General features: G+C 58.3%; 8 protein-coding genes and 1 pseudogene. 6 read left to right on the top strand and 3 right to left on the bottom strand.

What is annotated here, in order from left to right:
- Positions 1 to 743: 743 nt before the first annotated feature.
- The gene (locus tag AC1DWA_RS22405; RefSeq protein WP_095888587.1) at positions 744 to 1,094 is read left to right on the top strand and encodes a hypothetical protein; all 351 of its coding nucleotides are present in this window, start codon (positions 744 to 746) and stop codon (positions 1,092 to 1,094) included.
- Here the strand turns inward: AC1DWA_RS22405 and AC1DWA_RS22400 are convergent.
- On the bottom strand, positions 1,091 to 6,025 hold the full coding sequence (locus AC1DWA_RS22400) for a DEAD/DEAH box helicase (RefSeq protein WP_477846134.1): 4,935 nt from the start codon (positions 6,023 to 6,025) through the stop codon (positions 1,091 to 1,093). The two genes, AC1DWA_RS22405 and AC1DWA_RS22400, sit on opposite strands and share 4 nt — an antisense overlap.
- The gene (locus AC1DWA_RS22395; RefSeq protein ID WP_477846133.1) at positions 6,018 to 9,434 is read right to left on the bottom strand and encodes a hypothetical protein; all 3,417 of its coding nucleotides are present in this window, start codon (positions 9,432 to 9,434) and stop codon (positions 6,018 to 6,020) included. The genes AC1DWA_RS22400 and AC1DWA_RS22395 overlap by 8 nt, the downstream gene beginning before the upstream one ends.
- A 250-nt stretch (positions 9,435 to 9,684) precedes the next feature.
- On the opposite strand from AC1DWA_RS22395, the pseudogene AC1DWA_RS22390 reads away from it, so the two are divergent.
- The 5 genes and pseudogenes from AC1DWA_RS22390 to AC1DWA_RS22370 all read left to right on the top strand — a co-directional run bounded on the left by AC1DWA_RS22390 (position 9,685) and on the right by AC1DWA_RS22370 (position 26,412).
- Positions 9,685 to 12,581, top strand: a pseudogene (locus tag AC1DWA_RS22390) (SNF2-related protein).
- 2 nt (positions 12,582 to 12,583) lie between these two features.
- On the top strand, positions 12,584 to 17,164 hold the full coding sequence (locus tag AC1DWA_RS22385; RefSeq protein WP_477846132.1) for an Eco57I restriction-modification methylase domain-containing protein: 4,581 nt from the start codon (positions 12,584 to 12,586) through the stop codon (positions 17,162 to 17,164).
- Positions 17,165 to 17,214: 50 nt separating this feature from the next.
- Positions 17,215 to 23,676 carry a DEAD/DEAH box helicase gene (locus AC1DWA_RS22380; protein ID WP_477917049.1) on the top strand — a complete coding sequence of 2,154 codons (6,462 nt, stop codon included), beginning with the start codon at positions 17,215 to 17,217 and terminating at the stop codon, positions 23,674 to 23,676.
- A gap of 1 nt (position 23,677) precedes the next feature.
- The gene (locus tag AC1DWA_RS22375) at positions 23,678 to 25,918 is read left to right on the top strand and encodes a 3'-5' exonuclease (RefSeq protein WP_477846130.1); all 2,241 of its coding nucleotides are present in this window, start codon (positions 23,678 to 23,680) and stop codon (positions 25,916 to 25,918) included.
- A 365-nt stretch (positions 25,919 to 26,283) separates the two neighbouring features.
- Positions 26,284 to 26,412, top strand: a complete 129-nt coding sequence (locus AC1DWA_RS22370; RefSeq protein ID WP_256938346.1) for a hypothetical protein — start codon at positions 26,284 to 26,286, stop codon at positions 26,410 to 26,412.
- Between the two features lie 185 nt (positions 26,413 to 26,597).
- On the opposite strand, the gene AC1DWA_RS22365 is transcribed toward AC1DWA_RS22370, so the two are convergent.
- A complete protein-coding gene (locus tag AC1DWA_RS22365; RefSeq protein ID WP_151098087.1) occupies positions 26,598 to 26,879 on the bottom strand; it encodes a hypothetical protein in 282 nt (93 codons plus the stop codon).
- Between the last annotated feature and the right edge of the window lie 2 nt (positions 26,880 to 26,881).

The raw sequence follows: 26,881 nt of genomic DNA, 5'->3' as shown, positions 1-26,881 counted from the left end.
ACCTGAACATTCCAGAACGTATATGTGACAGCGTCCGATGCGGCGAGCCTGAAGTTCGATGCAGAAATTCCGGTACTCGAACTCGGGCAAACCTCGAGATCAGCGACGGCGAATTGTTTACCGGCTGTTTGTATCCGGCTTGCGGTGCCACTGGCAGTAACCGGGTAATCGACTCCATGCAACGTGACCGCTCCGGAACTGCTCTGAGCCTGCTCACCGAGACCCAACGGCACCGGCGCTGGCTTGGATGTAACTTTGGGTGCCGAAGTTTTGGGTGTTGTCGCGGGCTTCGCAGTCGTCATCGTTGTCTCAACTGCGGTCGATGCGTTGTCAGCGGATGTGCACGCGGTCAAGGCTAGCGCCGCTCCGCTAAGCGTCGCAGCCGCACATGCGGCTATCTTCGTGATGTTCATTGCGTCTCTCCAGAAGTTGCCCCAATCGGGCATTCGGCATTGTGCGTAGGTTACGGCCAAAGGTCGACGCTTTGCGTGCATTCGCCTGGATTCGTCGATGGAAAAGTCGCGAATCAAGGGATTCACGCAGCCAGTCATTGCGCTTACTTCCTGGCGCAGCGAATCCGCCTGGGTCCACCGCGGAGAAGATATATACCTCCCTAGCAGGGAGGAATTACGCTACTTAACCTGCCACGCAACGAAGCAGAATTTCCCCGAGACATCGACGGCACTTCTGCGCATTCCGGTGCTCAATTGATTGAAGCCCGGGATGCTCTATACGATTCGGACATGGCACGCATCCGCACCATCGAGCCCGGGACACAGTCGATTCGCGCACACAGTAGCGAGGTTGACTGCTTCTACAACCTGGTTGATGACGAGTCTGGAGCGCGGTTGGTCCATCTCAGCACATTCGGTTCGGACCATCGCAAGTCTTCACCGAAGAGCAGCCAGTCCATTCAGTTGGATCAGCAGATGGCAGAACGCTTGATCGCTGTGTTGCTCGAATCATTCCCGGCGATCGGGGCGCCTGTGCCAACCCCGATCGCCGAACGGCCACTCACAATTACACAGTCATCAGGAACCACGCTCATCTACGACCAGTTGTCGCGAGAGCTTGGTTCCGCTGACCCGAGCTAGGCTTGCTTCAGCATCCCGACCAACATGTCTGTGTCTGTCTCTTCTGTATGGACCACGGCAAAGCCTTCGTCCTTGAGCCAGGTGTCGCGCTCCCCGTCAATTCCTTCAACCAGGACGACGGCAGGTTGGCGCCATACTGCTTCGACCGGCCACCCGACGTCGCCCATTTCGATTCCCATCTCCGGCTTATGAACCCCGAGCAAAGCGAGTGCCAACAGCAACTCGGAAACTGACGCTGAAGTCCCTTCTAGATCCTGCCCCCATGCGCCAGTGGAATCCGCACCGTCTATCTGTAGATGCCGGAAGATCGCCAGAGCGCCTCTCCTCGAGAGCTTCTCGTGGTGCCTCGCGTTTCTGTACGACCGAAGGCAGCCATAGCAGGACGTTTCTTCGCCGCATTCGCATGACTGGACGCGTTCCACGGCTCCTTCCAGAACGGCTCCGAGGTTCTCGGCGATCTTCTTCGCTGCACCCGCACCTGCCGGGACGGTGTCGAACAGTACGATGCTTCGTCGCCCGTCAGCGCTCCACGACAGCGTTCCGTCAATATCGTCCCGGCTGATCTCGAGTGCTTCCGATGCACCCTCCAACAGCGCATACAGCACCGACATCCACTGCGCTTCGCTTTCCTTGCTGTAGGCAACGTCCGCGAACGTGAACTCGGCAACGTCGGTCTGGTATCGATGTGCAAGCGAAACAACTCGAAGTGGGCCATCACACGCTTGACCAGTATGCGGCCGTTCATGCTTCCGACTCGAGAGCTTTCCGCCAACCGGTTTACCCCACCCACACCAATCACAGATGTAGAAGCCGCCGCCATCACCGTCTGAGATGACTGCCAACGTGGCTCTCGTTCCAGCCCGCGCGGATACTTCCATTCCGCCCGTAGAGTTCCATGTGAAGATGTCGATTTGGTCGCCTACATTTTCGACGTAACTTGCTCCGTGCCAACGCCGTTCAGGGGGCACCGTACCAACATCGTGCGCTTCGCGATCCGCAACAAACCCGTACTCGGGAATCACGAAGGAACGGATCTTGTCGAACTGAGCATCGCAGCTCGGGCACCTCTCATCGACATCGAGTTCGCGACCGCATTGGAACCGAGCACAGTTGCGACACACCCTGTACTTGAGCTCGTCGAGTTCTCTCTTGGGAAGCTTATGTAACCCACGTGACGTCCAGACTTTGCCGCCCGCAACAACTTGGTTGCCAGGCGCGTAGTCGTAGATCGCCTGGCTCAGGTCGCGCGACAGCTCCAGCTTGCTGCCGATTGGCTCCTGGCAGTGCAGGGTACGCAGTTCGACTGTGTCAACAGGGAATCCGTACTTCGGCAGGATGTTCTTGTTCGCGAGAAATCCCAGCAATTGACGATTCTCGATTGTCCGAAGGGTTTTCAACAGCTTGTTGGCCAAGCCAAGTTGGTCAACCTCTTTCGCATCGTCGATCAGTTGCCGGAAGACTTTCAGGTCTTCTCGAACGTCTTCCTCAGCCAGCGTAAGCAGCTTGTCCAAGTACTCGACCCACGCGTTGGTCTCGACGCCGATCTCCTCCTGGATTTCCAGCGGCAAGACCTGACGCAATGCATCCTTGATCTCCGCAGGGACCGGAGTGAGGAATGCACGCACAGTCGATGCTGGCGAATCCTGTTGCGCCTCAGGTGGGGTAAAGAACTCTCCGGCATACTTCCACGTAGTCCCGGCCGATTGGAACGCATACCGGAAGAATGCGGACAGAGCAACTGAATGTGCATGCCGACGGCCAATTCGTTCGTTCTCGATAGGCACCCACGGGATACGCATCTTCCCTGCGATCATGGATTCAGGGCTCTGGTATTTCGCCAGGTCATGAGAGTTGCGGTTGGCGTATGTCACGACCAATGCCGCCGAAGCCGCTCGTCGACCAGCTCGACCGGCCCGCTGAACATAGTTGGAGGTCTTCGGCGGCATGTTCCGCATGACGACGGATTGAAGGTCGCCCACATCTACACCGAGCTCGAATGTCGTCGAACATGACAGAACGTTGACTCTGCCGTCGATGAAGTCTTTCTGGATAGTGGCTGCTTCCTTCGCATCCCACTGTGCGGTGTGCTCCATCGCCGACATCGGCGCAGCATTGAGAGTCCGGTAGATGTTGCGGTAGTGGTTACTGTCAGCTTCGACGGACGGAATCACATACGACTCCAACGTCCCTGGGCAGCTGCTGTTTGAGCACACGCCCCGCACATTGAATGCCGTCACGCGGCGGCATGCATCGCAGCGATACCAGTCGACATCAAGACCGTTGTAAACGCACAGTTTGGCGTGATTGATCTGAAAAACGTCGGCTGCGAACTTGTCACTCTCAGGTGAGATGTAGCCGGCATCGAGCAAGAAACGCCAACACCCATCAAGAACCTTCTCCACAGGCGCATCGACGCCCACCGCGCGAAGAACCTTGTCGACAAACTTCACACGGTTGTTCGTCGTACCTGCACGACCACTAGGCAGCCAACTGAGGACCTTCCTGGTTCGGTCGGATTCCATCAGCCGCATGCGAATCCGCATATTTCGCGGCTCGAATCGCTCGCTCTTGATGTCGACCTCGTCGAGCAGGTTCATGACGCCCTGAAGCCTGGCAGTCTTTACCAGTTCATCGAGTAGGCCCCAGCTCTCATCCTCTGTGAGTCCGAGTCGACCGAATGCCTTTGGAAGCGCTATCTTCTTCGAACGTGCCAGCGAGACACGCATGAGTCCGAGCCCTTCCAACGACTGTCGTTGGTCCATAGTCATGAGTTCGCCGACCACCCACTCGTTGGCGGCTTTCTCCATGGCCACACGCCCGGCATTCTCGGGAAAGTGGCTGGCGTCCTTAGCCTTCTTGCGGACCACCAACGCCAAGTCTTCGACCGTGAGATCGTCGTCCTCGTACTTCTTATCTTGCAATGCTTGAGTGAGATACCGACGTTCAAGCAATCGTCCGTAGGTTCGTTCGAGATACGGCGCCGCAAAGGCTGCAGACTGCCGCGAGTCCGAGAACATCAGCAGCTTGCGACCCTCACCAACCTCTTCGACCGTCGAATCCGTTGCTGGTGGTAGCTGTTGATACAGCGCGGTGGTGATCACAGCCGGAGCAGCATTTGTGTCAGTTCGCAGACGGCGAATCACTTGCCTTGCGCGGGCACCGCACTCGGTACATTGACTCATTACTCTGGTCGCAAACTTGTGTTCTCGTACACGACGCACCGCGCCCCCGGGGCAGTCCAAATGACCGCAGCCTGCGTCGGTATCACCGAGATGACCGCATCCCGTACACAGGTACCGAATACCTGGCTCTTCCTTGGCCTCCTCGTCGGACAAGGTCGCTTCGTCCTCGTCCACTGTGCTGTCGGAGTCTCCATCTGCCAGCACAAGCCAGCGCACAGACGAATCGTCCTTTGGCGGGATGAAGAACTGCTGGCGCTGTCGGTTCTCCACTTCACCCGCCAAGTGGACAGCACCACAACGTTGGCAGGTACCGAACTCGAATACTGCACGGCTGGTTTCCGGATCGATTTCGTGACGGCCAAGCATCACCTTCGGACCTTCGTCAACAAAGCTGATGAAAGCGCCTTCAGTAGCACGCACAAACATGTGATACCGGGCCGACAACACAGGATTGCCAGAGGCGTCGTGAACTTTGCTTCCAAGCGCAACAAGCGCTTCCAGCTTCGCTTCGGCCGCAGAATCATGCGGCCAGAGGCGACCTTTCAAGTCCTGTGCGGCGACAGGTAAGCCAATCGCTTCACCGTCTTCAGCCCGTAGGTGCGTTTGAAGTTCAGCGATCCGGTATTCACTATGCAATGCGTCCGCAGCATCGCCTGAAGACGTCTTGGTCTCGAGTTTCGTGAGGTCACCGTCAGCGGCAGCCCATTCGAAGAGCTCTTCGTCTGTCATCTTCCATGTTGGCGTGGCCGCTCGCGCTTGACGCGTCGCTCGCACTAAATCTTGACGGTTGGCATCTCCGTCGACAAACTCGAATGGGGCGTCAAACAGATTGCGTGCAAACGTCATTGCTTCCGCTGGATCACCGTCCAGAGATGCTGAGGTGGCGATGCACTGCAAATCATTTCCTGCAGATACTCGTTGGCGGAGTCGCCGCAAGAGCAACGCGATTTCCGAGCCTTGTGCACCGTCGTATACGTGCGCCTCGTCGAGTGCGATGAATCGCCACGTTCCCGCGTGCGGACCGTCGAATAGATCAAGATCGGTCGGACGCAGCAACAGGTATTCGAGCATCGCGTAGTTGGTCAGCAGGATGTTGGGCGGGTTCTCGCGCATTTCCTGACGGCTGAGCAGTTCGTTGGGCAGTCGCTCCTGCCCTGGGTTCGTGGCTTTGAACAGAGATTCCGCTCTTGCTGCAGTTTCCTGCGTCTCGCCGGTATAGCGTCCGAAAGTGATGTCTGGCAGCACCTTCAACATCTCGCGGAGACGCCCGAGCTGGTCATTCGCGAGCGCGTTCATCGGGTAGAGCAGCAATGCCCGCACTCCTGGTCCCAATGTCCCCGCCGCACGCTCCGCAATCAGCGAATTCAGGATGGGAAGCAGAAAGCTCTCTGTCTTGCCAGAACCCGTACCGGTCGAGACGACTAGGTTGCGCCCAGCCACAACTTTGCGGATCGCTGTCTCCTGATGCACGTACAGAGGTCGATCCAAAGGGACGACGCGGCTGTTGATCCCCACGAATTCCGGGTGCAGCACGCCGTCGTTGACCATCTCCTGCAAAGTGCTGCCGGCCGCGTACGGCGGTGTCAGCTCGAGCAATGGCCCCTTGGTCAACAGATCTGTGTTGTCGATAGCGCCGGAGAACGCGTGCGCGATCGCAGGATCACTCGGAGCTAGGAGTGTCTTGAGATAGCGTTTGTACCCGTCTTCGATCTGGTGCCCGGTTTCCAGCGGGTCTAGACGATCACTCATTTTCCACTCCGATCAAGTCCCCACAATGGGCATAAGTCACCAGCGCTTCAGCGATCAGCAGGTCAGTCATAACGAGTTTCGGGCACAGCCAAGCCATACGTGCCCAGGCTTCCATCAACCCCGTCGTCAATGGGGAGTATGCGAGCATTCCGTGGGCGTCCAGCCTCGCAAGGGCTGCGAGCGTCAAAGATTGCATCGACAGCAGCATCCACGGATGCGTCACTGTGTCGACTCCGTCCAACGCCTCGCTTCGGGATGAGATGACGTTGTAGATCGCCTTCGACGATTGTCGAACCAAACGCAGCGACTTCAACGATTCCGAGGCGAGCATCTGATGTGCTCCAGATGACATCCACTCGCCTCGGCGGTGAAAAGCATCGATTGTTGCGTCCACACGGGTATCGAGATCGAGCAGAGCTCCGGGAACTAGCCGGAATTGCTCGAACATCTTGTCGACCGCGGGCTTGGAAAGCGAGTGTACGCGTGCGACATTCAGATCGAAGTACCCTGAATTCAGAGCCTCTGAGCTGCCTCGCAATACCTCGAGCAGCACCGGACCGCACTGCTCGGAGAGATAGGAGATTGTTTCGGCCCGCTCCTCCCCGACAGCACCACGCCGTTCGAACAAGGACGGAAGGTCAGCGATTTCAACCATCGAACCGACCCACGGGTTGGTGTGGAGATCATTGAGCGTGTACTCGGCGCTGAAGCTTCGATTCACGAGACCTGTCCGGATCAGCAGTGCCACCATCTCCTCGGCAGGAATGGTGCTGCTACCCAACGCTTCCAAGGCCGACCGAGGGTGGATCGCGAGAATGCGAACAAGTGCCGCACGCAATCTCTGCGTTGCGACGTCTTCTGCATCTTCGCGCAGCATCGCAAGTGCAGCCCAGGTCTCCGGCATCGCTAATCCCGAGGTGGGCGGCGAGCCTTCCCCGGCAAGGAACCGAGCCAACTTGTCCCTGGTTCCGTTGGCGTCACGAACCCACCCACGCTGTTCGATTCTGATTGCTGAGGAGTCCGGCCAGCGCGGCGGAGTGATAGTCACCCATGGATCGTCGACGAAGACCTGCCCCAGGAGAGGCCCGGCATCCACGAGTTCCGCCGGCAGTACAACTCGGCCTTCACTGATTTCGAGCGTTCGCATCGGTAGCCAGGGCGCTGTTGTCGACCACAAATAGATCGCGAGGTCGTCCTCGGCTGCAAGATCCTCGAAGATCAACGTTCCATCGACGACGGCGATTCCGCTGCACAGTTCCGCCGGCCGAATATTGGCAAGTGCCACACTCGTTGTCGTGCCGTCGGAATCGTCTACCAGTGCCGCGATACGACAGTCTCCCGTAGCCGTCCGAACCGCGTCGACAAATGTACGCGAGAGGACTTGAAACGTGTTGTCGGACGGTACATCCGGAGTGATCTCTTGAAGCAGGTCGCCATTGCGTGAGAGTAGCGCGAAGGAGACAGCGACATCTCCAGGGATTCGTGCAGCGATTATGGAGTAGTCCTCCAAGTCGCCCGGGGTGAGGACCTGCACGGAAGTACGCCACTGTGCCGGCTTCCCGACTGGGTCCAACCGCATCTCCACGTAGGGAGGTGTCATCACCAAACGGAAGCTGCGGCTCTCATCGCTCACACGAATCTCGGCGTCTCGCGTCGCGACGTCGAAGCTCACTCGTACCCGATCGACCTCGAGTTTTCCGACGCTGTCAGCTGTGGCGGTTATCGGCGACAGGCCACCCACCACTGGGTACCGGAAATCTCGGTCGAATGAAATCGCGAGATCTTCTGCCAGAAATACCTTCTGGCGAATGTCTGATCCGAGTGGGCCTGTTACAACTATCTCGAAAAGCCCTAGCAGCGAGGATGTCTCGTCGGAGAACGGATCCAACGAGGTTGTCTCAGCCTCCGTGATCCACTCATCGTCCAACAACCAAGCAGCCTCACCTTCTCTACGAACGCGCACCCGCCAGGAAACTGAAGCTGCACTGTGGTGGGCAGGCAACGTAATTTCGGGACGGGTTGAGTAGACGGTCAAACCATTGAGTGCCTTCAATCCGAGAATGGACTCGCCGAATGCGAAGGTCGGCGAGGCGGAGTTCCTCACACTTCGTGCGACGCCAGTTTCGGCCGTCTGCGTCCGCGCAAGGCGAATGGAGTGATGTTCGGTCAGGTCAACGAAGGCCGTGGTCCAACCTTGCCAGCCGACGGGTGCACTTGGTTCGACCCCTGATTCGATCGGGCTGTCAGTGACCGCGTCAACCAGCTGAGCGTCTCGGGGAAAGAGCGCGATCACCTGCCCCTTGGGTAGCGTTGCGCGTTGCTGGATCCAACGACCATCCGCCGCGAACAGAATCAACGGATCCCGTTTGTCCACGACTGGCAGCCGGTGACTTTCATTGCTCGGATGGTGCTGCAGCTGAATAGTACGAATCGGAGAACCTACCGGCACCAACGTCGGGGGGTGTTCCTGATCCCCGCTTACGCCCCAACCACGCTCCGCGTAAACCTCGCGCGTGTCACCGTCGAAGGACACGCGCCACGCCACCTCAGGTTCATCTGTGGGGTATGGGATGGACACAAAGACCTGATCGTCCTGCAGGTCGTACACGAGGGTCGGTTTGCGGCGACGCCGTATCGACGATGCGTTCCCAGATGAAACGCCTCCGATGGGGTGGTCTCGCAGATGATCGATGAGCCCGTCCAGCATCATCGTGGGTAAGCCTGTTGTCGACGTATCGAGTGTCAGCTCGTCCCACGAATCCGGTTGGGAAATGGTGTATTCGACGAACTCGAAGATCCGGTCCAATATATCAAGCGAAAAATCACCGCCGCGAAGAATGAAGTTCCGGACAGGAACGTCCAACGGATTCATTCGTGACTGCTTGCCGGGTTCATTGAGCCATTCGACTAGGGACGCTCCAGATGCATCCCTGCCGCCCACAAGGTGGGACCCGATGATTCCGACCAAGTCGCCCAGGCAATACGTCGGCACTCCGGCATGCAGGGTGAGTAGCCGAACGTAGTCGTTCCCTAGATCCTCGAACTCGGCAAGCTGGTAGCGCTTCAAGAGTGTGCGAAGCTGGCCACGAAGCACATTCTCGAAGTTCGGGTCACGATCGAGGCCAAGTTCGTCCCAGAAATCCTCCCAATAGCGTCCCTGCTCGTATGCCAACGCGGCATGTCCGACCAGAATCGTGAGAGTGAGTGCGGGGTACTTTTTGATGACGTCCGCGTGCGAAAAACCTCGTCGAAGCATGCCTTCGGCGCGCTTACCGTAGAAGCCTTGAGCACGCCGGACTTCATCTTCACTGAGGTTGGTTTCGATGACGAGGGAAACCTTCTCCAGTAAACGACTGAGGCGAAATTCCTCGTCACTCAGCCAGTTTTCCAGAAACGACGGGTCCCCCACCGGTTCTCACCTCTTTCCCAATTCAGTCGAGCAGACGCACAAGGCCACCACCTACCGACAATCACCACGATTGAAGCCGGATTTGTTTGGACGATGCCTCGAAGACGTTTTTCGTATTGTCGTTAAATCGATATCGAGTATTACACCCCGGTCCGACAGAAACCGTCCGTACATCCCTGATACGGATACCATTTTGCCCGAGTGGTTGGATAGCACCTACATGCTGGTCAAACGAACGGAGCGGTCGCAGATGACGTCCACTGCTGCAGAACTCAATGTCGCACCCGGATCGATTGTCGTGGTGCGCGATGAGGAGTGGCTCGTCACCTCCGCCGAGCAGGGTTCTGACGGCTGGTTGATCCGAGTGCGCGGCTTGTCCGAGCTGGTCGCGGACACCACCGCTGCGTTCTATTCAAGTCTCGACAAGATCGAGGTCCAGGACCCCAAGCACGTTCAGGTAGTCGCCGACGACTCGGATGGATACCGAAACAGTCGATTGTGGCTCGAAGCGCTGACGCGCAAAACACCAGTGCCGTACGGCGAGCAGTCGTTGACCGTCTCGAACCACATGCTTGCCGATTCCCTCGGCTACCAGCGCGCCGCCGTGGCGAAAGCCCTCGACCCGCGACATATTCGACCTCGAATTCTGCTCGCCGATGCAGTTGGTCTGGGTAAGACCCTAGAAATAGGAATGATTCTGTCGGAGTTGGTCCGGCGTGGGCGTGGCGAGCGAATCCTGATTGTCACGCCAAAGCATGTACTGGAGCAGATGCAGCATGAACTGTGGTGCCGATTCGCGTTGCCATTTGTTCGGCTCGACTCCGCTGGCATTCAAAAGGTTCGTCAGAAGCTGCCCGCGACTCGCAACCCTTTTACCTATTTCAAGCGCGCCATCATCTCGATCGACACGCTGAAAAGTCCCGTTACAAGGCGCATCTCGAGCGCCACAATTGGGACGCGGTGGTAATCGACGAGTCCCATAACCTCACCAACACAAACAGCCTGAACAACGAATTGGCGCGAGTGCTGGCGCCGAAAACCGAGGCACTGATCCTTGCCTCTGCCACTCCTCACAATGGACGCGCGGAGTCTTTCGCGGAACTACTACGCCTACTTGACCCGACGATGGTTGCCCCCGACGGTTCGTTCACGAAGCAGGACGTCGACACGCTACTGATCCGACGTCACCGCCACCACCCTGAGGTGGCTGCAGAAGTCGGAAGCGACTGGGCTGAACGCGCGGCGCCGGTACACAAGTTAATTTCACCGTCGGCGGCGGAAGACGACGTTGCAGCAGAGCTTTCGCGCACGTGGCTACATCCCAAAGCCGGTACTTCGTCTCCCTACTCAGGTGATACCAAGGCTCTTTTCGGGTGGACGTTGGCAAAGGCATTTCTCTCCTCCCCCGCCGCTCTCGCCGAAACGATCAAGCAGCGTCGCTCCAAACTCGATCAGCACGACTCGAAACAGCGACTCGAGCTCGACGCACTGACCACTCTGAATGCGTTGAACGCCGAAGCCCTCAATGAAAAAGCTGGGAAGTTCTCCGCGCTAGTCGATCGTCTCCGCGAGATCGGAGTTGGACCCAAGTCGGAAATGCGAGCGGTGGTTTTCGCCGAACGTGTGGCCTCATTGCATTGGCTCACCGAAAATCTTCCGACGGCACTGAAACTCAAGCCTGAGAACATCGCAATGCTGCACGGTGGCCTCTCCGACGTAGAACAACAGGCAATCGTCGACAGCTTCAAGCTGGCAACTTCACCTATCCGCGTTCTCGTCACAGGCGACGTAGCATCGGAGGGTGTGAATCTGCATGCTCAGTGCCACAACCTGATTCACTACGACATTCCGTGGAGCCTCATCCGGATTGAGCAGCGCAACGGTCGTGTCGACAGGTACGGTCAAAAGTTCCCTCCCGTCATTTCCTCGCTGATTCTCGAGCCTTCGGATCCAGACTTCTCTGGCGATCTCCGAATACTGTCCCGACTTCTCGAACGGGAAAACGAAGCGCATTCAGCCCTCGGCGACGTCGCATCTCTCATGGGCAAACACACTGTTGGAGAAGAAGAATCGGAAATTCGAAAGGTGTTGGCTACGGGCGCCAACATCGACGCAGTTGTACGTAGCGCCGAGGACGTTGCCGACGGAGATGATCTCGATGCGTTTTTCGCGCAGTTCGACGCCGAAGACGCATCCGAAACTCAGATTCCCGATGCTCCGAGGCAAAGCCTGTACAAGGACGACATCACCTTCCTAGATGAAGCCCTTCACGCCGCGTTTCATGATGCCCCGGGCAATCATCCTGACGATGGCGGTGTGGGTTGGACGATCAACAAAACACACCAGATCGCTGAGCTGATACCCCCCAAGGATCTTCGTCAGCGGCTCGGCCAGTTGCCGCAGAACTATCTGCAACACGGTCGCATTCTCGAACGACTCAAGCTCGCCACGTCGACAACAGTCGGCAACACACAACTGCAAAGAGCCAAGGAAGGCAAGGGTGTGAACAACACGACGTGGCCCGAAGCGCATTTCCTCGGCCCGTTGCATCCAGTCCTCGATTGGGCGAGCGATCGCGCACTGAGCGCTCTGGGGCGCAATCAGATCTTTGTGATCCGCGGCGATGTAGAAGCCCCGACGGTACTGCTGATGGGCACGCTGATGAATCGCCGTGGACAGCTCATCTCCAGGGTGTTTTCGACGGCAGTCTTCCGTCATCCAGACAATCCTTCGTCCTGCGTGGTCCAGACACACGCGGATCTAGGTTTCCTCACAGAGGAGACCGGGCTGCGACCGGGTTCGTCGAATCCCGGTGGAGTCGAGAATGCTGAGCAATACAAGTCGCTGATACCCACCGCTGTCGTCGAGGCGCAGAACGCAATGTCGTTGACCTTGTCGGCCCAGCAAACCAGCGCAGAGAAGCGTCTCGCCGAATGGCGTATTCGCGCCGATCGATGGAACTCCGACGCTGAGCAACTCGCATTGTTTGGTACTCAGAAGTCAGAACTCAGCCGCCTTGCTCGACGCATCAAGGAAGAGCAACGCCTCGCCGAGATGTTGGCCCCCACCCAGCAGTTGGTGCGCCCACTGCTCGTAATCGTTCCCGCAGATACCTCCGCTGCGGTTTCCACCGAGAAGGATCAGTAACCGTGGCTACATTTGATTCCATCGTCGTCGGCGAAGACTGGATCAGCGAGCACTACTTCACGACCGATTCTGTCAAAGAGTCGTTTCAGGGCAAGGTCCTCGAACTCCGCAAGTATTGGGATGCGGAGGCGAAGGAAGGCCGCAACACAGTGCGGCAGGCGTTCCTCGCCGCATGCCGAGATCTCCATACTCGAATCGCCGCGTTAGCCGAAGATCCTGATGCCGCTCCTGCGGCGCACGCTCTGATTCGCGAATCACTCGGCTTTGCAGGCACTCTCGCTCACTTCCACGGCGAGCGGGCCGGAACAGAAGTTGATGTCCCCAACGCGGCACTGGCTGGTGTCGACCAGGTCCTGTTCTTACAGGCACGTCCTGTCGAATCAATCAATGATTTACTCGATCCCACGTCCGGTCAGCTTATCGATTCGGCAATTGTTGAAAACAAGCAGATTCGCGCCGTATCCAAGGCAGTATCGGAGGTGTTCCATACCGACGAACCGCCAGCATTCGTAGTAGTGCAAGCCGGCCAGTGGCTATTACTTGCTGAGGCTGAACGGTGGGCGGAAGGACGCTATCTCGCAGTAGATCTCCTCGTAGTCGCGGAGCGACGTCACGAAGCGCGCGGCGGCGAAATCGACAGAGCACTAGCAATATTCGGCCGGCAGTCTCTGGTTCCCGATGCTGACGGAAACATCTGGTGGACTGGCGTTCTCGAAGATTCCGTCAAGCACACGGTTGGAGTATCGAAGGATCTTCGCGAGGGCATTCGACTGTCGATCGAACTGATAGCCAACGAGGTGGTGAACCGTCGCGCCGAGCAAAATCTGACGCTCGACGGCATCAACGGGCAGGAACTCGCAAAGCACTCGCTTCGCTTCCTGTACCGAATCCTGTTCCTGCTCTACGCAGAGGCATCACCGGAGATGCGTGTGCTTCCTACCGGCGCACCCGAGTATGGCGAAGGCTACGGCCTAGATCGTTTACGCGAGCTAACCCTTACGGAATTGGTCTCACCTCAGGCGCGGTCCGGAACGCACCTGTATGAGTCCCTGGCGACGCTGTTCCGTCTTGTGGATAGCGGCCACACCCCGCATGCGCCCGAGCAAGTCACCGACGATCCTGCTCCGGGACTCGAGTTCAACAGCCTGCGCGCTGATCTCTTCTCACCCAAGGCGACCGCGCTAATCGATCAGGTCGGCTTGGGTAACGAGACCACGCAGAAAGTGCTTGAGCACCTGCTCCTGTCGAAGGAATCTAAAGGACGCAAGGGCGCCGATCGTGGCTTCATCAGCTACGCCGAACTAGGCATCAACCAGCTCGGCGCCGTGTACGAGGGCTTGATGTCCTACACCGGATTCTTCGCTGAGGAAGACCTTTACGAGGTCGCCAAGAACGGCGATTCGGAAAAGGGATCGTGGGTAGTCCCTGTGACGAGAGCGGACCACCTATCTAAGTCTGATTTTGTGATGACGAGCGAACCGGATGAAGAACCAATCCCGGTCCTACACAAGGAAGGCAGCTTCGTCTTCCGTCTTGCTGGTCGTGAGCGCCAACAATCCGCTTCGTACTACACGCCTGAGGTCCTGACGAAATTTGTTGTGTCGCAGGCCCTCGAAGAATTGCTCGATCAGGACGACACACGTACCACCCCGGAGCAGATCCTGCAGTTCACCATCTGCGAGCCTGCCCTCGGTTCCGGCGCATTCGCCATCGAAGCGGTACGCCAGCTGGCAGCTGAGTACCTCAAACGTAAGCAGGAAGATCTCGGCGAGCGGATCGATGCGGATAAGGTGCAGTTCGAGCTACAAAAAGTCAAGGCTCACATCGCTCTCCATCAAGTGTATGGAGTCGACCTCAATGCCACGGCCGTCGAGTTGGCAGAAATCTCTCTCTGGCTCGACACAATGGTCGCCGGCCTGCAGGCTCCATGGTTCGGCCTCCACCTACGCCGCGGCAACTCCCTGATCGGCGCTCGACGTGCAGTCTATTCGCCGAGCCACTTCACCAAAAAGACGTGGCTGACGACAGTCCCGAAAGATGTACCGCTGGGCGAGGAAATCGGCGCCGGAATCCATCACTTCCTTGTCCCGTCTCAGGGCTGGGGTGCCGTTGTCGACACGACAGAAGCCAAGACTTATGCACCGGAGAAGCGTGAAGACCTGCGGTTGTGGCGCAATGGAATTCGAGGAAATCCAAGCAAGACGATCGTGAAACGTCTCGGTGCGCTCGCCCAACGTGTCGAAACGCTGTGGGAATTTACGGGCCGGCGCTTGGAAATTGCCGAGACGGAGATTCGCCGCGAAATCGGCATCTGGGGCGCTGAGAAGACCGAGCACACCCCGGGCGTAACGCGAGAGCAGATTGAGACGGTGCTCAAGGATCCGAACGGCGCGTACCGGCGACTTCGTCGAGTGATGGACGCATGGGCAGCGCTCTGGTCATGGCCGCTGACGACGGATATCGAAGCCCCAGACTGGGATCAGTGGGTAGGAGGTCTCGAAGCCATCCTCGGCACGCCAATCAAGGTCTCGCACGAGGAAAAGAAGGGCCAGTTCAATGTCTTTGCCGAAATGAGTTGGGTCGAGCTTGATGCCGCCGAATCAAACGAGTTGCTCTTCAGTGGCGTACAAAAGGCTAAAGACGTAACCCGTGAGTTTTCGTGGCTCAAGGTCGCCGATTCGATCTCTGCAAATCAAGGCTACTTCCACTGGGAGCTTGACTTCACACCAGTATTTATGAAGGGCGGATTCGATCTACAAGTTGGCAACCCGCCGTGGGTGCGTCCCGATTGGGACGAAGCAGGAGTCTTAGCGGAATTCGACCCTTGGTGGCAGTTAACCTCCAAACCTCCCGAAGCCGTGAAGCGCGACAAACGCGCGGAAGCGCTTTCAATGCCTGCAAACGTAACGGGTTTCTTGGACGAACGAGCCGAACAAGCCGGTATGAAGGAACATTTGGGTTCCGGAATCGATCGTCCCGCTCTGACTGGTCTGCAACCGGACTTGTATCGCTGTTTCATGGAACATACGTGGCGTTCGGTAGCGCCGAGTGGCACCATCGGATTGATTCATCCGGAAAGTCACTTCACCGAACTTCGAGCGAAAGGCCTCAGAAGGGACACATACCGACGTCTGCGCCGACACTGGCAGTTCCGCAATGAACACAAATTGTTTACTGAAATCAACGACACACGTCAATATGGCGTACACATCTACGGTTCCGATCGGGGTTACGTCGACTTTGTCCAAGCGTCCTGGATTTACCACCCCGAGACAATTACTCGGTCACTCCTGCACGATGGCTCAGGACCTGCACCAGGCATCAAGACCGACCAAGGCCGCTGGGACGCAACGCCTCACCGTGATCGAATTGTGCACGTGAACGAGGCCCACTTGGCTGGCTGGGCAGCACTCATCGACGAGCCAGGAACGCCACCGGACGAGGCACGCATGCTCTATCCAGTCAACCGGCCCAGTGCCGAAGTTCTTGATAAAATCGCGTCAGCTACGAGGTTTGGAGATATCCATTTCGAATGGACACGAGGATGGGAGGAAGACCGTGATCGGAAACTTGGATATTTCACGTCGACATCAGCCGTGCCGAACAGGTGGAAGGACGTGGTCCTCCAGGGCCCACACTTGACCGGTGCGACACCGCTGTTCAAACAACCGAACCCAACCGCTAAGCACCAGCAGGATTACACAGAACTCGACCTAACCACTATCTCCGACAACTTCATTCCACGCACGAACTACCAAGTTGCGCGGTCGTACGAAGACTATATTGCCGCCTACCCTCAGTGGAACCACAAGTCCAGCGCAGACTACTTCCGTCTCGCTTGGCGGCGAATGGCCGATTCCGCAACTGTTAGAACAATGCACGCGGCACTCATCCCCCCGGGACCCACGCATGTACATCTGATGCTGTCTGCGGTCCTTCCATCTCATCTGGATCTCGCTCTGGCCGCAGGACAGTGGGCCTCCTTGCCGCTTGACTTCTTCGCAAAGGTCGCAGGAGTCGCCGATCTAACGAAGAACGTGATCCGTCACCTCCCCCATATCCGCAACCATGCGCTCGAAGCGCAACTTGTACTCCGCACACTACGATTGAACTGCCTTGTTCGCGCGTACTCAGAACTGTGGGAAGAGCTATACACCCCTTCATGGCAACATGATTCATGGGTTTCAGAGGTCGGAGTCAACTACCCCGGCCGAACACCAATCGGCGCTGTCGAACCGCACTGGGAATGGGCAACCCCGCTTCGCCGGGCAGCCGACCGTCGCCAGGCACTCATTGAGATCGACGCTATCGTCGCAATTATGCTCGGCATTACGGCCGACGAGCTGCTGACGATTTATCGCACACAGTTCCCCGTTCTCCAGAAGTATGAGCGAGATGCACTCTACGACATAACCGGGCGCCAGCTCCCCGGCAAGCTCGCATCGGAGTACCGAAAGAAGGGCTTCCTCAAACCCGCAGATCTCACAGTGGACGGTGTGACATACCAGGAACCCTTTGTCGGAGTTGATCGTGAACACGATATGTCCTTGGCACACAAGCACTTCAGCGATCTCCTTCTGTAACAGCTAGATCAACCAACTCGCACCGCGTCGCATACACGAAGGAACGAACCATGGGGGCACTGCTACCAACCCTGCAGGCCGAGCATCTCCGCGAGGGTCTCACCGACTACCTCGCGACCACATTCGCGCTCACCGATCCTGACGCGCAGGGAGCGCTGACGGACTTCATCGGCGRTCCCGAAGGCGGCATGTTCAAGGGCCCCTATGCGCGGTTGTGGCTTCCTTTTGCTCCTGCTGGCGGCAACTGGGGCCTGCCACTCGATTGGCGACCAGACGGGTTCACGCCATACGGCCACCAGGCCAAGGCGTTTGAACGGCTGTCAACCAAGTTCCAGAACCGGCCATTGCCCACCATGGTCACCACCGGAACAGGATCGGGTAAGACCGAAGCCTTCTTGTACCCAATCGTCGACCATGTATTGCGCGCCAAGCAGGCCGGGATCACTGGCACCAAAGCGTTGATCCTGTATCCGATGAATGCGTTGGCGAATGACCAGTCTGAGAGACTCGCCCGTCTCATCACGAGCAATCCGGAGTTGGGAGCCGTGACAGCCGGTCTGTACACCGGCGAGCAGAAGACCGGCCGAACACAGGTATCGGAACACGGCCTGATCACCGATCGATCGATCATGCATGACACCCCGCCGGATATTCTGCTCACCAACTACAAGATGCTCGATCAGCTGCTGCTCCGCCCCGAGGACGCAGCGTTGTGGCGGAAATCAGCAGAATCCTTGCAGTACATCGTCCTTGACGAGTTCCACACGTATGACGGTGCGCAGGGCACCGATGTTGCCATGCTACTTCGCCGACTCGGCCTCACAGTCAAGAGCTACTGGACCGAAGCCTCGAAAGCCACCGATGCCGACCGAGCGCGTCCGCTTGGCAAGATCACACCCGTCGCGACGTCGGCGACCCTGGGATCCAAGTCTGATCCCACCTCGATGCTCAGCTTCGCGCACACCGTATTTGGGGAAGAGTTCGACAGCGATTCCGTAATTGGTGAAACCCGCACTACTGCAGTGCAATGGCTCGCAGATCGACGACCGGATCTAGATCGACTCTTCAGACCGATCGACCCTCTTGTCGGCGATGCAGTTGACACGATCGCTAATGCCGTCGAACAAAGCCGCGATACCGTCCCCGATATCAACCCTGTGATCGCCCGCGCAGTCCTGGCCGAATTGTTCGAACGGACAGATGGTTCCGATTCCGACCATGGTCTGACCGATGCGGATTTGAAGGTGATGAGCAACAAGGAGGACGTTCTCCACCTCATCAAATCACATCCGTTGCTCGCGTCAGTCCTCGAATATGCCACTGAAGCAATCTCACTCGCAGATCTAGCATCGCGAGTCTTCACCGCACCAACGCTCGAGCGCGATGCTCACCGGGTCGCGGCGGCTCAGCAGAAGTTCCTCGACTATTTCTTCGCATTGCTGTCTCATATCCGGGCCGAGGTTGGCCCCAGCGCGCTGAATGTTGATGTTCACCTCTGGGTACGAGAACTCAGCAGAGTCGACCGCCTCGTTCACGCCACTGCCGGCTACCGCTGGTCAGACGACGGCACTGTCGCCGATCAACACGAACTGTTCCTGCCCGCCGTCTATTGCCGACACTGTGGACGCTCCGGATGGGGTGCACGTCTCGCACCCACAGGCACGGCCCTCGACGTCACCGACGAGGCAATCCGTGCCGAYCACGCGGCCGGCGCTTCTCGCTTCCGCGCATTGATTTCAGCACCAGCAGAGGCCCAGCTCCACACTGAGAAAAACAAGATCGAAGGGCTGCGCTGGTTCCACATCGATGACCGCGAGATCCTCGACGCCGCACCTGACGCCGACAGTGACGATGCCCTCGACGCCCGAGCACTTCCGATCCTGACCCTCACTGGACCTGACGCAGATGAGCTGTCGAAGAAGGATGCGTGCCCGTCCTGCGGCGTCGACGACGGTATCCGGTTCCTCGGTAGCGCTGTCGCAACACAACTCTCGGTGACTCTGTCGAATATGTTCGGGAACAAGGATCTCGACGCCGGCGAAAAGAAGGCGCTGATGTTCACGGACAGCGTCCAAGATGCAGCCCACCGCGCCGGCTTCGTGCAATCCCGTTCACACAGCCTGAGCTTGCGTTCAACTCTGCGCGGCGCCCTCGGCCCCACACCGATCGATCTGTCGGAACTCACCCAGTCGGTGGTCGCACGCGCCGAGAACGACCCAACCCGTCGCTACCAGCTACTCCCGCCAGACATCGTCGACCGCGACGACTTCACTGCGTTCTGGAAATCCGATGCACACCACAGTTCCCGCCGTGCTGCCGAACAAAAAGCCAAGCGCCGCTTGCAGTTCGACATCGACCTAGAATTCGGCTTGCAGTCTCGGACCGGTCGAACACTCGAACTCACCGGCAGCGTGGTCGCCGAGGTATATCTAGGTTTGCCGGGGCGTGCTGAAACACTTGGTCGTCTGGCCGTCGAGAACACCGAGCACTTGCAGCTTGCACTCACTGATGCTGCGATTCCAGGCGAACAAGAGGGAATGTTCGTCGACCCCCGCGGTGAACAGGGGCGTCTAGGCGAAGCAGATCAACCAGAAATCGACCCGGCAGCTTTGGCGCGATGGGTACGAGGAACGGTCGAGCGCATCCGAACCCAAGGTGGTATCCGACACGAGTGGTTGCGCAGCTATTTAGAGAAGAACGCCAACCGATACCACGTCTGGGGTGGCCGGCCGAAGGGCGAAGGAATGCCGGCGTTCCCGAAAGGCCGTCCCGCACCGACCTTTCCCGCCTCCGGATCAGGGCCAGGTTCGCTTCCCGAGGGATTCGACTCGATCACCGCACCGTTGTCGTGGTATGCAAAGTGGGCCTCTCAGTGCCTTGGTGTATCACCCTATGACGGAACGCATCTCGCCAAATCACTGTTCACACTCCTGACTGAGCAGCGCATCCTCGACACCATCACCAGCGAAACCGGCCTCACCGTCTATGGGCTGCAGCCAACAATGGTGCAGGTATCGGCTCCCGATATCGAAGCACTCCTTGATGGACAGCACCTTCTCGTCTGCGACGTATGCCAAGCACCGGTCCCCGGCAGCATCACAACAACGAAGGAAATGTCGGGCGCACCGTGCCTGTTGGTGCGCTGCCCCGGAACATTGCGCCGCTCAGCACGAACCGACAACTTTTACCGACGGCTCTACAGCTCACCCAAGATGAAACGCGTCGTCGCGCGCGAGCACACGTCGCTCCTGCCTACCGCTACGCGCCTCGCGTATGAAACCGCTTTCAAGAACGGCGGGGCAGACCCACAGGCACCGAACGTTCTGGTCGCTACACCGACGTTGGAGATGGGTATCGACATCGGAGACCTGTCGACCGTCATGCTCGGGTCGATGCCCCGAACCGTCTCGTCGTACCTTCAGCGAGTCGGCCGCGCCGGTCGTCTGACCGGAAACTCACTTGTCCTGGCATACATACGTGGTCGCGGGGAACACCTACCCAAGCTGTTCGACCCCCTGTCTGTCATTCAGGGCGACGTCCGCCCGCCCGCCACCTTCCTGCGTGCAGAAGAGATCCTTCAGCGTCAGTACGTCGCACACATCATCGACCGGTTTGCCCGCGATCCACAGACGGTAGTGCTCAAGGAAGCCCGAGCTGTCCTCGGCAGCTTCGACGACGGCACTTGGATGGCTAACCTCATCGCTATCGCGGACAGCGAAGCACCAACGCTGACTGCAGAATTCCTCGGACAGTTCGACGGGCTGCTCAGCGACGATGCCATCAGCGCCCTGCAGACGTGGGCAACACCAGCAACCGACGGCAGTCACAGCGAATTGACGCTGCACCTTCAACAAACGGTCCATCGGTGGAACCGGGATCTGGCCGAGCTGACTACTCGGCGCGACACCGTCACCGAGCAGCTGCCAGAGTTCGAGCGCAGGTTCAATTCTCCAGCCTCTACAGAAGACGACCGCCGTGCACTGCGCACCGCGCAGGGATCGATCAAGTTGCTGGGTGCACAGATCGTGTCCATGACCCTCGACTACTGGATCTCGGTACTCGAGCGCTACGGGGTTCTCCCCAACTACACGCTCCTCGACGACAGCGTCACTTTGGATGTCGGCGTCACATGGATCGACGCGGACAGCTCGGCATTTATGAGTGACGAACTCAGTTACCAGCGAGGTTCCCGCGTCGCACTCACCGAGCTAGCCCCCGGCGCCACCTTCTACGCGCAGGGATTGGCCGTCAAGATCGATGCTGTCGATCTCGGTACCGGTGAATCCAATATCCACACATGGCAGGTCTGCCCGCAGTGCGGCTGGGTTACGATCACGCCGGCTGGGGCGACTCTCGCCCCCATCGCGTCATGCCCTCGTTGTCAGAGCACTGCAATCGCTGACGTCAGTCAACGCTTGCAAGTAGTCGAGATGACGCGCGTGTCTGCAGAAGTACGTCGCGACGAAGCCACGATCAACGACGGTCGGGACAATCGTCATCAAGAACCCTTCACCGTCACTGTCGCGGCCGATATCGACCCGGCCCAGGTTGGACGATCCTGGTACGTCGCCGATCGAGATTTTGGTGCAGAGTATCTGCGCCGCATGGATATTCGTTGGCTGAATCTTGGCAAGCGCACTTCACAGGGCAAGCAGCGCATCATCGCCGGACAGGAATCCCACACCGGTCTGTTCCGGGTGTGCGCGGCATGCGGGCAGCTCGATGGCAAGGCCGGGAGCAACAACCAGTTCGAGCATCGCACCTGGTGCCGATTGAGGAAGGCAAAGAACGAGGACGTTCGCGAAATCGCACTGTCGCGCACTTTGCGAACTCAGGGCGTGCTGCTGCACTTGCCTCCGGAGCTCGAATACGACACCTTTGCGCACCCAAGCTTGAGCGCCGCAATGCTTCTCGGACTCCGGCAGGTCATTGGCGGTTCTCCCGAACACCTTGACGTGGTCACCATCAGCGACGCTCTCCGCGCGCCAGACCGCCGAGCGCTTCTGATTCACGACACGGTTCCCGGAGGCACAGGCTATCTCGCGGAGTTCGCCGATCCGAACAAAGTATGGGAAGTTCTGGTCGCAGCCCGAAAGGTGGTGCGCGAATGCCCTTGCCGCGAGGAAGATCGTCTCGCATGCCACCGCTGTTTACTCCCCTTCGCAGCGCCGTACGAGATGGACAAGGTCTCGCGCATGACGGCTCTGACCGTCCTCGACAAGATCCTCGATGTGGAGGGTCGTCGCGCCCAACCTGACTTCCAGGACTGGTTGACCTCACTCACCGAGAATGCACCMCCCCCMCCCCCCGTCAGCGACGAGTCGCACCTGGAAAAGGACTTCTACACTTCCTTCATCGGACGGCTTCGCGGGATGGGCGCAACAGTCGTCGAAAAGCCCGGAACTTACGGGCCGTCTGCAACAATCACGCTGCAGGGCAAGCCTGTTCGCCGGTGGTCACTGATCCCACAGGTGCAAAAGGGATTCGTGGTTCCAGACTTCATGCTGACGTCCTCGGATACCTCCATCCCCGAAGTCGCACTTTTCGCTGATGGTCGTCGCTATCACGCATCGTCGCTACACAATCGAGTAACCGACGACGCCGGCAAACGCGCTGGTCTCCGCGAATCAGGCCACATCGTGTGGTCCTTCGGGCACGAAGACCTACAAAGGTTCAAAAACAACGACGAGTACGAGCCTTCCTGGCTGAACAGCAAGTCGACACAGTTCGCGACGAAGAGCTTCAACTTGAAGCCTGGACTACTGCGACTCCTCACCAAAGACCCCATTTCTCAGCTACTGGCATTTGTCGCGGACCCTGACCTCGATTCATGGACTGCACTGAGTCGATCCATGCCATACCTGTTTCTGCGCACTGACAATCGAGTTCAGTCGACCGCCGAATCGATGCTGTCGTCTGCGCTCGCTGCACTTGACGGTGGGAAACCCTTCTCGATCTCGGGCACCGATATCTGCTGGTCGCTGACCGAAGGCCCGTTGGCTGTGACAGTCGCAGTAACATCGCGTGCCGACAAATCTGCTACAGCAGTCCTTGCGCTCGATGACCGCAACGACGCGCTCGAAGCCCATGACGGTCGTGCGTGGAAAGAATGGCTGCGTCTCTCGAACTGGCTCGGACTAGCAGGCCGGCACCAGATCACCACCCGCACATTGCTGGACGCTGCACCTATAGCAGCACCGATTACATCGGCACCGGAGCCCGAGCAGTTGTCACCCATCTGGCAGAAGGCTTTGCGCAACGCTGTTTCCGAAGCTGAGCGAAGTTTGGTTCACGCCCTCGGAACTGCAGCGCCGACGCTGACGCCACCCGAACTCGGGTACGAGACAGACGAGGGTGAGGTCCTCGACCTCGCCTGGCATTCCACCCGCGTCGGCGTGGTGTTTGACCACGACGAAGACGCGGCCAATACGATTACCGAAGCAGGGTGGACACTGTGCTCACCTGACATGGCATCAATCTTGGAAGCATTGAAGACGAGCGGGGAGTTCTGACGTGGCACATCTGGTAATCGCATCGAACAACAAGGCGATGCGAAAGCTCGACCGGTCCGTCAAAGCCAAGGTGATGGACTTCATCGAGAAGCTCAACACCGACGACACCGGCTCGGGCCTTCATATCGAACCGATCCAGGCCTCGAAAGATCCTCGCGTTCGTACAGCCCGCGTCGACAAGCACTACCGCGCAATCTTGTTCAAGGTAGAGGACAAACTCGGCGACACCACCTACATCTACATGGGCACCTGGCCGCACGACGAGGCGAATGGCCTTGCAGAGCGGTCAGTCCTACGAGTCAATCCCGTCAACGGGGTGCTCGAAGGCATCATTGGCGAGCTCGACGGAGTGGACGACCGGAAGAAGCTGGTCGCTGTCCCTGACCCAGACGGCACACTCAAGAAGATCAAGCCCGCTTCACCACTGGCGAGCTACCTCGAAGGACTCGGTTTCACGCTCGACGATCTCAAAGCACGCTTGGGCCTCGACCCGGAAATCTCACAACTCGCATTCGAAGCATCCAGCCAGGACGCAGTTTTCGAGATTGCGCAAAACGCAGTGGCGTGGCAAGGCAGCGCTCTCACCGACCTCATCACCGGCATCAGTATCGACGACATCCGTGCAAAGCATGGTCTCGACGAAGCTGCACTACCTGACGAGAACCTCGACGAGGACGAGCAGATCCTCGAAGCTCTCAAGCACCCGGCGTCGCAGCTGCAGTTCGCATTCATCGAAGACAACGAGGAGCTGCGTCGGGTCATCGAAAGCGGTGACTTCGGTGCTTGGCGAACCTTCCTCCACCCGGAACAGCGAAAGTACGCGGACGCGAACCAGAATGGCTCGTTCCGTCTGTCCGGCGGCGCCGGCACCGGCAAGACCGTCGTCGCCATCCACCGAGCACGGAAGCTGGCACGGCAGAACCCCAAAGCCAGGATCATTCTCACTACGTATAACAAGACATTGGCGATGGGACTCGAGAGCGACCTCAAGGCCCTCGATCCCAGCGTCGATATCGCGACGAAGCCCGGTGCAGTCGGTGTCTACGTGAAAGGCGTCGATGCACTCGCCAAGGCGGTACTCGATCAGGCCGACAACGTAGACGAAGCGTGCAAGGCGGTTCTTGGTGCCAGCGTCGATACACGTGGACGTAACCGCTCCGACAAAGTGTGGCGCGAAGTTATCGAGACAGTCGACAGCGGACTCGACGCTGCCCTGGCGACTCCGTCGTTCCTAGAAGACGAGTACGTAGCGGTTGTACTCGCCAACAAAGTCACGACACTCGAGCAGTATGCAAAGGTAGCGCGGCCAGGACGCGGTGTGCGCCTCACCCGTCCGCAACGCATCGCCGTGTGGAAGCTTGTCGAGGGGTACCGCCGCCACAACCGGATGGAAGGGGCCATCAGTTTCCCAGAAGTCTTGGCCCTCGCTGCGGAATCCTTGCGCCTCTCCCACGAAGCTGGCAAACGTCGACTCGCCGACCACGTCCTCGTTGACGAGGCCCAGGATCTCCATGCCACACACTGGGCACTGCTCCGCGCATTGGTCGACGAAGGACCGAATGATCTCTTCATTGCAGAAGATTCACATCAGCGAATCTATGGACGCCCGGTAGTTCTGGGTCGACTCGGAATCAAGATTGTCGGCCGCTCGCGACGACTGACTCTCAACTACCGCACTACGGCGCAGAACTTGAATTTTGCTGTCGGCATCCTGGCTGGCGCTGAATACAAGGACCTCGAGACAGGTGCCGAGTCAACTGCCGAATACCGCTCAGCTCGCAGCGGACCGGTACCGCAGCTGATCGAATGCAAAGACCAGACAGAGGAACTCGACAAAGTCGCCCAGCACGTCTATGAGTGGATCGAAGACGGACTCGATCCCGAGACCATTGCTGTGCTCACCCGAAGCCAGGACGATCGAGCACGCTTCGTCCGCGCGTTGGGCGAGCGAAGCGTCGAGGCACGAGCCCTGGACAACAATCCCCCGACGCCGGGGTTCGTACAAGTTCTGACAATGCACCGGTCCAAAGGCATGGAGTTCTCGCGAGTAATTCTCGCGAGTGTGGACGATGCTCACGTGCCGTCTGCCGCATCGCTGCGCGCCGTAGCGCCGGAGGATCGTGACGAAGCGATGCTGCGGGAGCGTTCATTGCTCTACGTTGCTTCGAGCCGGGCCCGAGACGAGCTGATCGTCACTTGGAGCGGTAAGAGGTCCGAGCTGTTGGGCAAGACGAAGAAGTAGTTCTTTGGTCTGAGAGAGGCAACCGGATGGTTCGTGCACGACGCGGGGCGAATCTTCATACCGGTAACCCGACTGCGGATGCACGAACCCCCAAGTGGGGTGCCAGCGACCTTACCGGCGCCAACGCATCAGATCCCACTTTCCGACGATCCACACGCAGTCAACATGCCTCTGCAAAAGGGTGCGCATGGCGCGGATCGACCAGCAATGTCGGGAAGCGAGAACCGTTGCGGTGTGTACGTTGCCTCAACTTCGAATCTGTCATTGCGCATGCCCACCGCCACTTAGCTGAACATGCACTCCGACCGCTCAACGGGTCAGACGAGTGGGAGTGCGACGAATAGCTCAAGGTTCGTCGGAAGACGATGAGCGCTCAACGTCAACTCAATGCCGCCAAGAAGTCTCCGGCGAAGAAAGACGCCCAACCGAAAGCCAAGAAGCGGAAGAATCCGAACCGCAAGCGGAATGTTCCGCAACCGAAGTACCTGCAGTAGATCGGACAGCGATCGCCACTGATTCCATGCTGTGAAAACAACAGCGTGTCAAGCAGATCGAGGGGCCGCAAGAGATCTCAGCGCCGAGGACTCACCCGCGGGTATCAGATTCCCTCCCGTGACGACCTCAGGCCATGGCAGTGGACGCCCAACGTCCGTCCGAAGATTGTTGAGCGTTCGTTTCGTTACTCGAAATTGTAGTCGATTTCGACCGTGATCTTTGCGATCAGGGTAATCAGATAGCCGACCTGTCCACCATTTGGTACGGCGATAACATTGTGACTAACGGGAACAACGTCAGTTTCGACTGTAGAACCCGGATGACGCTCCCATACAATGTTTTCCATTTGACTGCGAACGTCGTCAGCCTCTGCTTTTGCATCAAGAGTAAGGAGATAACCCAACTCATCGGCAATTTCATCGGGCTCGTCTGCCATCCTGCCACCGGACCAGTTGAACTCAATCACGA

The sequence above is a fragment of the Rhodococcus sp. P4_F3_2 genome (assembly GCF_056401335.1).
Note: the sequence above shows the minus strand (reverse complement) of the source record. Positions and strands in the feature narration are given on the sequence as shown.